9 protein-coding genes are annotated in these 7,781 nt (G+C 68.2%); 3 read left to right on the top strand and 6 right to left on the bottom strand.

Going from position 1 to position 7,781, the window contains the following annotated elements; translation table 11 throughout:
- Positions 1-16: 16 nt before the first annotated feature.
- The 5 genes from otsA to CY652_RS22800 all read right to left on the bottom strand — a co-directional run bounded on the left by otsA (position 17) and on the right by CY652_RS22800 (position 4,415).
- The gene (gene otsA / locus CY652_RS22780) at positions 17-1,465 is read right to left on the bottom strand and encodes an alpha,alpha-trehalose-phosphate synthase (UDP-forming) (protein ID WP_102132980.1); all 1,449 of its coding nucleotides are present in this window, start codon (positions 1,463-1,465) and stop codon (positions 17-19) included.
- A gap of 189 nt (positions 1,466-1,654) precedes the next feature.
- Complete coding sequence (locus tag CY652_RS22785) at positions 1,655-1,888, bottom strand: hypothetical protein (protein ID WP_102132981.1); 234 nt, start codon at positions 1,886-1,888, stop codon at positions 1,655-1,657.
- 133 nt (positions 1,889-2,021) lie between these two features.
- Positions 2,022-2,213: a hypothetical protein gene (locus CY652_RS22790; protein WP_102132982.1), complete on the bottom strand. Its 192-nt coding sequence runs from the start codon at positions 2,211-2,213 to the stop codon at positions 2,022-2,024.
- A 77-nt stretch (positions 2,214-2,290) separates the two neighbouring features.
- Complete coding sequence (locus tag CY652_RS22795) at positions 2,291-3,706, bottom strand: sigma-54-dependent transcriptional regulator (RefSeq protein WP_102132983.1); 1,416 nt, start codon at positions 3,704-3,706, stop codon at positions 2,291-2,293.
- A gap of 469 nt (positions 3,707-4,175) precedes the next feature.
- A complete protein-coding gene (locus tag CY652_RS22800) occupies positions 4,176-4,415 on the bottom strand; it encodes a hypothetical protein (protein WP_102132984.1) in 240 nt (79 codons plus the stop codon).
- Positions 4,416-4,768: 353 nt separating this feature from the next.
- Between CY652_RS22800 and CY652_RS22805 the strand changes: the two genes are divergently transcribed.
- The 3 genes from CY652_RS22805 to CY652_RS22815 all read left to right on the top strand — a co-directional run bounded on the left by CY652_RS22805 (position 4,769) and on the right by CY652_RS22815 (position 7,134).
- Positions 4,769-5,785, top strand: a complete 1,017-nt coding sequence (locus CY652_RS22805) for a sigma-54 interaction domain-containing protein (RefSeq protein ID WP_258002422.1) — start codon at positions 4,769-4,771, stop codon at positions 5,783-5,785.
- 225 nt (positions 5,786-6,010) lie between these two features.
- Positions 6,011-6,577 carry a hypothetical protein gene (locus tag CY652_RS22810; protein WP_102132986.1) on the top strand — a complete coding sequence of 189 codons (567 nt, stop codon included), beginning with the start codon at positions 6,011-6,013 and terminating at the stop codon, positions 6,575-6,577.
- Entirely contained in the window at positions 6,574-7,134 is a 561-nt protein-coding gene (locus CY652_RS22815; protein ID WP_102132987.1) for a hypothetical protein, read from the top strand. Before CY652_RS22810 ends, CY652_RS22815 begins: the two co-directional genes overlap by 4 nt.
- 85 nt (positions 7,135-7,219) lie before the next feature.
- Here CY652_RS22815 and CY652_RS22820 read toward each other — a convergent pair.
- The coding region (locus CY652_RS22820) for an AAA-associated domain-containing protein (RefSeq protein WP_180970734.1) at positions 7,220-7,781 on the bottom strand (562 nt) is incomplete at its 5' end.

Here is a 7,781-nt window from a genome sequence, read left to right on the forward strand (position 1 = left end):
GCGACGCTTCGCCAACTCAAGCCGCGTTCGCGTCCGCGTCCGCGTCCGCGTCCGCGCGCTTGTTGTTGGCCGCCTTCGCCGTCACCGAGGCGGCCGTCGCGACGCTACGCAAATCGGTGAGGAACGTGTCGCGCCACACCGAAAGATTGTTCGCCTCGAGCGAGGCCATCATGTCCGCGTACCGCGCGCGGCGCTCGGCGAGCGGCATCGAGAGCGCCCGCTCGAGCGCCTCGGCCGTCTGCGAAAGATCATAGGGATTGACGACGAGCGCGCCGGGCAGTTGCTCGGCCGCGCCCGCGAACTGCGAGAGCACGAGCATGCCGGGGTCGTCGGGGTTCTGCGAGGCGACGTATTCCTTCGCGACGAGGTTCATGCCGTCGCGCAGCGGCGTCACGTAGCCGACCTGCGAGAGACGGAACAGCGCCATCAGCACGTTGCGCTCGTACTTGCGGTTCAGATACTGGATCGGCGTCCAGTCGAGCTGCGCGAAGCGGCCGTTGATGCGCCCCGCCTCGCCTTCCAGATTGCGGCGGATGCGCTGGTAGCTCTGGACGTCCGAGCGCGTGGGCGGCGCGATCTGCAGCAGCGAGACGCGGCCGTGCCAGCCGGGACCGTTCTGCAGCAGCCGCTCGAACGCCTGGAAGCGCTCGGCGAGCCCCTTCGAATAGTCGAGACGATCGACGCTCATGATCAGCTTGCGCCCGCGCATGGCCTCGCGCAGGCTGCGCACGGACTTGCGGTCGGTGAACTGCGCGGCGGCCTGCGCGATGGCCTCGGGGTAGATGCCGATCGGGTAGGTGCCCACCTTCAGGAACCGGCCGAATGCGTGCAGCATGCCGTCCTCGCTCGACGTGCCGTGGCCGCCGCGCTCGACGTAGTCGAGGAACGCCTGGCGGTCTGCGTCGGTCTGGAAGCCCACCACGTCGTAGTGGCAGAGAAACTTGACGAGCTCCTCGTGCGGCGGCACCGAGCGCAGCACCTCGGACACGGGAAACGGAATGTGCAGGAAAAAGCCGATCGGATTGCGCACGCCGAGGTCGCGCAGGCAGCGCGCGAACGGCAGCAGGTGATAGTCGTGGACCCAGATGATGTCGTCGGGTTCGATGAGCGGCTTCAGTTGGCGCGCGAGCGTCACGTTCACGCGCAGGTAGCCGTTGTACTCCTCGCGCTCGTAGCGCGCGAGATCGTTGCGGTAGTGGAAGGTCGGCCAGAGCGTCGTGTTGGAGAAGCCGCGGTAATACTGGTCGTAATCGCGGCGCGTGAGCCCGACCGTCGCGTAGGTGACGCTGCCCTCCTGCGTGATGACCGGCGACACCTGTTCCGGGATCGTCTCCCCGCTCCAGCCGAACCAGACGCCGCCGGTTTCCTTGAGCGCGTCCAGTACGCCGACCGCGAGGCCGCCCGCGGCAGGACGGCCCTCCTGCGTCGGCGCCACGCGATTCGATACCACGATCAGTTTGCCCATTGCGGCTTACCTCCTGTTCTGTTGCGTGTGGTGTGGCATTGCCTCCCCGTTCACGCAAATATCATGCCTTACTTGACATTCGGAGAGTAAAAAACCGCTCCGCCCCTGGCGGGCCGAGCAATTTTTATGCGGTATTTATGCCCGTGCGGCAAGGTTTTCGCTTTCCGCCCGAAGCCCGAAAGAACCGGCTCAGGCGTCCTGCTCCGAACCGAGATCGCGGTGGTAGTCGAGGTTCTCGGTACGCGCGCCGCCCTGGTTGTGCTCCCCGTCGGCAGGGGCATCCGGCGCCGGACGGTTCTGCTTCGCCGGATCTGTCCCCGCGTCGGGCGGCGGCGGCGGCGCGCCCCGTTCGCCCGGCTCCGCCTCACGCGAGCCGCGCTTGCCCTGGCGGCGGGCCGAACGGCGCAATGCAGGATGTCTCATGTCGATACCTCCAGCGGCAAGGCCGGCGCCGCAGCGGCGCGGCCCACACCCGGTCCAGGGTCCGTCGCACGGCAAAACGGGTAAAAAGTGCGTCGGTTTTGTAACAAGTACAACAGACTGCTGCTGTCGCGGGTCAGCGGCACGGTGATGCGTCCCCGCCGATTGCGACCGTATGCGGTGTTTCGTCCGGCTCGGGCGGCGGATCGCCGATCGGCGGCACGTCGGGTTCGCCCGGTTCGGTGGGCGGCGGCGGATCGGGCTGCGGCGTGTGCGCCCGCCACACGGCGGACGGCGTTTCCTGTTCGTTGCGCTCGCGGTAAGGCATCGGCTGCTCCTGCGTGACCGGTCCGGATGCCCGGACAGACCGCAATGCCCATGCCGGCGCGAATCGCCGGACCGTCCCTAGACGTTCGCGTCGCCGAGCACGCGCGCCCGGGCGCCGCTTCCCGACGATCCCGAGGCGCCCGCCTTGCCGCCTTCGTTGCCGTATTCCACGAGCCGGTTGTAGAGCGTCTTGAGGCTGATGCCGAGAATTTCGGCGGCGCGCGTCTTGACGCCGCCGCACTGCTCGAGCGTGGCGAGAATCAGTTGCCGGTCGGCCTCGGCGAGCGACGTGCCGAACGGAATCGTCACCGCGGTGCCGGCGGCGGGCCGCGAGAGCGAGATCTGCATCGGCACGCTTACCGTGGTGTCGGCGTCGGGACCCGACATGATGTGCGCGCGCTGCACGTAGTTCCTCAGTTCGCGCACGTTGCCGGGCCACGGGTACGACAGCAGCATCTCGCGCACGGCCGGCGGAAAGTGCATACGGGTACCCTGGCGCCCGTTGAGTTCCTCGAGGAACGCGCTGGCGAGCAGCTCGACGTCCTTGCCGCGCTCGCGCAGCGGCGGCAGCGTGATCGGAAACACGTTCAGGCGGTGATAGAGATCGAGCCGCAGCTTGCCTTCGGCCACGGCCTGCTCGGGATCGCGATTGGTCGCCGCGATGAGGCGCACGTCGGTCTCGATCTCCTTCGTCGTGCCGACGCGCATGAACACGCCCGTCTCCAGCACGCGCAGCAGCTTCACCTGGAGCTCGACGGGCATTTCGGTGATCTCGTCGAGAAACAGCGTGCCGCCGTTCGCGCGCTCGAAATAGCCCTTGTGCTGCCGGTCCGCGCCGGTGAACGAGCCGCGCTCGTGCCCGAACATCTCGGACTCGATCAGGTTCGGCGAAATCGCGCCGCAGTTGACGGCGAGAAACTCGTGGCGCCGGCGCAAGCTCAGCTCGTGGATGGTCCGCGCGGCGACTTCCTTGCCCGTGCCGGATTCGCCGACCAGCATGACCGAGGCCGCCGTCGGCGCCACGCGGCTGATCTGGTCGTAGACCTCCTGCATCGCGATCGAATTGCCGAGCATGAGCCCGAAGCGGCCCATGCGGCGCAGCTCGCTCCTCAGCGTGCCGATCTCCGCCTTCAGGTCGCCCGCGCGCGGCATCCGGCCAAGGATCGACTTCACGCGCTGCAGGTTGATCGGTTTGACGAGGTAGTCGGTCGCGCCCGACTTGAGCGCCTCGACCGCCGATTCGACCGTCGCGTGGCCGGTGATGACCACGACCTCGACGCCCGAGCGCGGATCGAGATCCTCGAACAGGTCCATGCCGCTGCCGTCGGGCAGCTTCAGGTCGGTAAACACGACGTCCGGCATCTGCCGCACGAGCTGGATGCGGGCTTCGCGCAGGTCGCCGGCCATCGCGGTCGTGAGGCCGTCGCCGCCCACGACGGTCGCAAGCGCTTCGCGGGTACCGGCATCGTCATCGACAATCAATACATGGGGCATCGCGTCTCGTAAGCCTGAAAAGGTGGGGGGCTCCATGCGCGAACAGGGCGAACCGGGGCGTCCGCCAACGCGACTGGGCGCCGCGCACAAAGGGTGCGCGGCCATGGAGTACGAAACGGGTCGGGTCGCCGGAAACGGGTGCGGCCGGACTGACGGCGCCCCGCTTTGGACAGGAATGCAACAATACCGCTATCGGGCGATATCCCGGACCGTGATTGTTGTGTATTTATTCATTATAGACCTATTTGAGATATGGTGTCCGCTGACCGGGCGGCATGGAACGCGAACCGGGCGGCGCGATGCCTTGCGCCTTGCCGCGCCCGCCGGGTTCTTCGCGCGTCCGTTTCGGGCCTGTTTTGCGCCGCTCGCGCGCGCTCACGAGCCCCACGAACCCCCATGGCCCCGCTCCCAGGCATCGTCTTCTCGCGGCTCGTTCCCCACTTCCGCCCGGACGGAGCCGCGACGGCCATCAACCGCCGTGCGGAAACGGCCAGGCCTCGCCCGATGCGCCGTCGGCGGGGGCATCCGAAACGGACGCCAGCGGCTCCGCCTCGAGGCCACCCGCCGGCGAACCGCCCTCGCCTTCCCAGCGGGTCAGATCGCGACTGTGCATGATCTGGGACCGGCGGCGGTTCTGCCCCCAGCGCCAGGCCAGCACGCCGCCGACGGCCACCAACGCTCCGAACAAACTGATTTTCTGCGTGGACATGTCGTTCGCCTCCCTTGCCGTACGTCGAAAAACGCGCCCGCGAACGCAAACCGCAACACGGACGCCCCATACTTCTATCGATTGCCTCGCCTGCTGCCAGTTCCGTCAGCATCGGACATGCCAGACGCGCGCCGCGTACCCGCCGCGTACCGTTCATTGCCGTGCGGCGCGCGGCAGTGGTTAAATGTGGACGGGGCCGCCTTCGGCGCGAGGTTTCGCGCGATGGCCCGCCGCGCCGCGCGCAAGACGCGCCCCCGCCCGACACACCCCTGCCCGCACGCACGACACGCGGGCGGCCAACCTTGCGGACATACCCGAATATGGCGTCACCCCGGCTGGACTCGACCGCCGCCATGCAGAGCGAAGCACGACAGGAAGGCATCGGCCCGCGCGTTGCGGGACTGAAATCGTATGGACTGCTGTACGGTTCGTCGGCGACCATGCAGGCGCTCTACGCGCAGATCGAACGCGTCGCCACGACCGACGCGACGGCGCTGATCGTCGGCGAATCGGGCACCGGCAAGGAGCTCGTGGCGCGCACCATCCACACGCTCGGCACGCGCCGCGATGCGCCGTTCGTGGCCGTCAACTGCGGCGCGATTCCCGAAGCCCTGATCGAGGCCGAACTGTTCGGCCATGAAAAGGGCAGCTTTACTGGCGCCGTGCAGGAGCGGGCCGGACACTTCGAAACCGCGCGCGGCGGCACGCTCTTTCTCGACGAGATCACCGAGATGGCGCCCGTCCACCAGGTCCGGCTGCTGCGGGCGCTCGAAACCGGCGAGTTCTTTCGCGTCGGCAGCAGCGAGCCGATCCGCAGCAACGTGCGCGTCATCGCCGCGACCAATCGCGATCCAATGGTCGCCGTCGGCGAAAGCAGCCTGCGCGAGGATCTGATGTACCGCCTCGCCGTGTTTCCGCTGCGCGTGCCGCCGCTGCGCGAGCGCGAGCAAGACCGCGAATTGCTCGCGCAGCACTTTCTCGCCGAGCTCAACGCCGAGGAAGGCACCCACAAGACGTTCGGCCGCCGCACGCTCGAAACGCTGCGTAGCTGGTCCTGGCCCGGCAACGTGCGCGAACTGAAGAACGCCGTGTATCGCGCGTTCATCCTCGCGGAGAAGACGGTCGAGATCGCGCATCCGCAACTGGCGACGCGTGTGAGAAAACCCGTCGCGCAGGGCGATGCGATGAACGTCTGGATCGGCACGCCGCTCGCCGACGCGCAGAAGCAGATCATCCTCGGCACGCTCAAATACTGCGGCGGCGACAAGCGGCTCGCGGCGCGCACGCTCGGCGTGAGCCTGAAGACGCTCTACAACCGGCTGGGCACCTACGGCGGCGAGGACGCCGACGGCAGCGAAGAGGAAAACTGAGGGAGAACCGGGAGAGAGCCGAGCAGCGTGGTCGTCCGGCCGGCGCTGTCCGTGGATAAGGTCGCCTAGCAACGCAGGGAAGCGCGTCATATGCACGCGCTTTTTCAATTTATTGCATTTTTCCTGCCCCGTTCCCCAAGCCCGTCCTGCACAATTTGTGCGGCTCAAGGTACACGGCGCCCCCGCTTCCGGCAGCAGGCCGGCGCCCGCAGCAGGGACAGGAAAATGCCAGAACAACATTCCGGGACACGACCGGCATCGCGCCGCCGCGCGACGTCCGTCGCATGGCTCGTATCGGTCGCCGCCCTGGCGATCGCGCTGGGCGGCTGCAGTTCGCTCTATTCGGAAGGCGCGCAGACGGGCGCCGGTATCGCCGGCGCCGCCGTCGCGTCGAAGGTGACGCGCAACGCGGCCGTCGCGACGGGCATCGGCCTCGGCGCCGTGGCCGCCGCGAACGCCGGCGTCCAGTACTCCGAACGCGTCGTTCACCGCTACACCCAGGATCGCATCGCCGCGGCCGCCGGGCCGCTCGACGTCGGCGCCGTCTCGCCGTGGTCGGTCACGCACAGCGTGCCGATCGAGGACGACGAGCACGGCCGCGTCACCGTCAGCCGCACCATCAGCAGCGGCGCGCTCGACTGCAAGGAAATCGTGTTCTCGGTCGATCGCGACGCCACGAAGAAGACCGCCGCATCGAGCGCGTTCTACGTCGCCTCGATCTGTCTCGACGGCAAGACGTGGAAGTGGGCGTCGGCCGAACCGGCGACCGAACGCTGGGGCGCGCTGCAATGACGGCGCGCGCGATTGCCCGCCTCGAAGTCCGGCGACGCGGGCCGAGGCTCAGGCGATGCGCGCGGCGCGCCGCCGTCGGCGCGCTCTGCGCGGGCGTGCTCGCGCTGGCCGGCGGCTGCTCGTCGATCGGCGCAGCGAGCGGCGCCGCGGCCGGCGCCGCGACGGGACTCGCGACCGCCAATCCGGCCATCGGCATCGGCGTGGGCATTGCCGTGCAGGCAGCCGCGAACGACGCAGTCAACACCTTCATGCGCAATATGCACGAAGACCAGCAGGACCGGATCGCCGCGACCGTCGGCATGCTGCCGGTCGGCGGCACGCAGACCTGGCGCGTCAAACACCGGCTGCCGGTCGAGAACGGCCACGGCGAAATCCGCGTGACGCGCGCGTTCTCGTCGCCGCTCGCGATCTGCAAGGAGTTTCTGTTCTCGGTGATCGACGGCAAGGGTCCGGGCTCGCCCGAGCACTGGTACACGGCAAGCGCCTGCCTCGACGACGGCACCTGGAAATGGGCATCGGCCGAACCGGCCGTGGAGCGCTGGGGCACGCTGCAATAACGAAGCGCGAGGCAGCAAAGAAAAAGCGGCCGTTGTCCCGTTGTTGTCGGGCCGCCTCTTCGGGGAACGCGGGTCGACGACGCCGTCAGGCCTCGACGTCCTCGAGGCTGAAGATTTCGGTCTGGTCGTTGTACGAGAAGATCTCGCCATAACGACCCCAGTCGATCACCGTGTCGAGCGTTTCCTCGGCCGCGCCGTCGGAAAGGAAATCTTCCAGCTCCTGCTCGAAGCGCACGCGCGGCGCACGATGGCCCGGCCTCTCATTGAGCACCGCCCGGATGCGCGCCGCCAGCGGCACGTGCTTCAGCAGGTGCTCCGCGAACATCATCTTCCGCTCGTGCGTGCCGAACTCCGCGAACACCCGCGCCGGCGGCGTCAGGAACACGTCCCCCTCCCGCACGTCCGCAAACCCAAGATGCTGCAGCATCTCCGCGATCGGAAACAGGTCGTCCACCTCCAGGTGCAGCGACCTCGCAATCTCCGGCATGTCCGCCCGCCCGTGATACGGCGCCGCCGCCAGCGTCTCGATCAGCCCCGCCATCAGGTTCGTCGACACCCGCGGCAGCCGGCTGCCCAGCTCCAGCTCCTTGCGCGTGGCCTCGCCGGTCTGGCGCGCGGTCATCTGCGCATAGATGTCGTCCACCAGC

It is taken from the genome of Burkholderia sp. WAC0059 (assembly GCF_002870125.1).
GTDB lineage: Bacteria > Pseudomonadota > Gammaproteobacteria > Burkholderiales > Burkholderiaceae > Paraburkholderia.

Coding starts and splice junctions, on each gene's coding strand:
- otsA (WP_102132980.1), bottom strand. CDS start 1,465: ATGGGCAAACTGATCGTGGTATCGAATCGCGTGGCGCCGACGCAGGAG.
- CY652_RS22795 (WP_102132983.1), bottom strand. CDS start 3,706: ATGCCCCATGTATTGATTGTCGATGACGATGCCGGTACCCGCGAAGCG.
- CY652_RS22800 (WP_102132984.1), bottom strand. CDS start 4,415: ATGTCCACGCAGAAAATCAGTTTGTTCGGAGCGTTGGTGGCCGTCGGC.
- CY652_RS22815 (WP_102132987.1), top strand. CDS start 6,574: ATGACGGCGCGCGCGATTGCCCGCCTCGAAGTCCGGCGACGCGGGCCG.
- CY652_RS22805 (WP_258002422.1), top strand. CDS start 4,769: ATGCAGAGCGAAGCACGACAGGAAGGCATCGGCCCGCGCGTTGCGGGA.
- CY652_RS22790 (WP_102132982.1), bottom strand. CDS start 2,213: ATGCCTTACCGCGAGCGCAACGAACAGGAAACGCCGTCCGCCGTGTGG.
- CY652_RS22810 (WP_102132986.1), top strand. CDS start 6,011: ATGCCAGAACAACATTCCGGGACACGACCGGCATCGCGCCGCCGCGCG.
- CY652_RS22785 (WP_102132981.1), bottom strand. CDS start 1,888: ATGAGACATCCTGCATTGCGCCGTTCGGCCCGCCGCCAGGGCAAGCGC.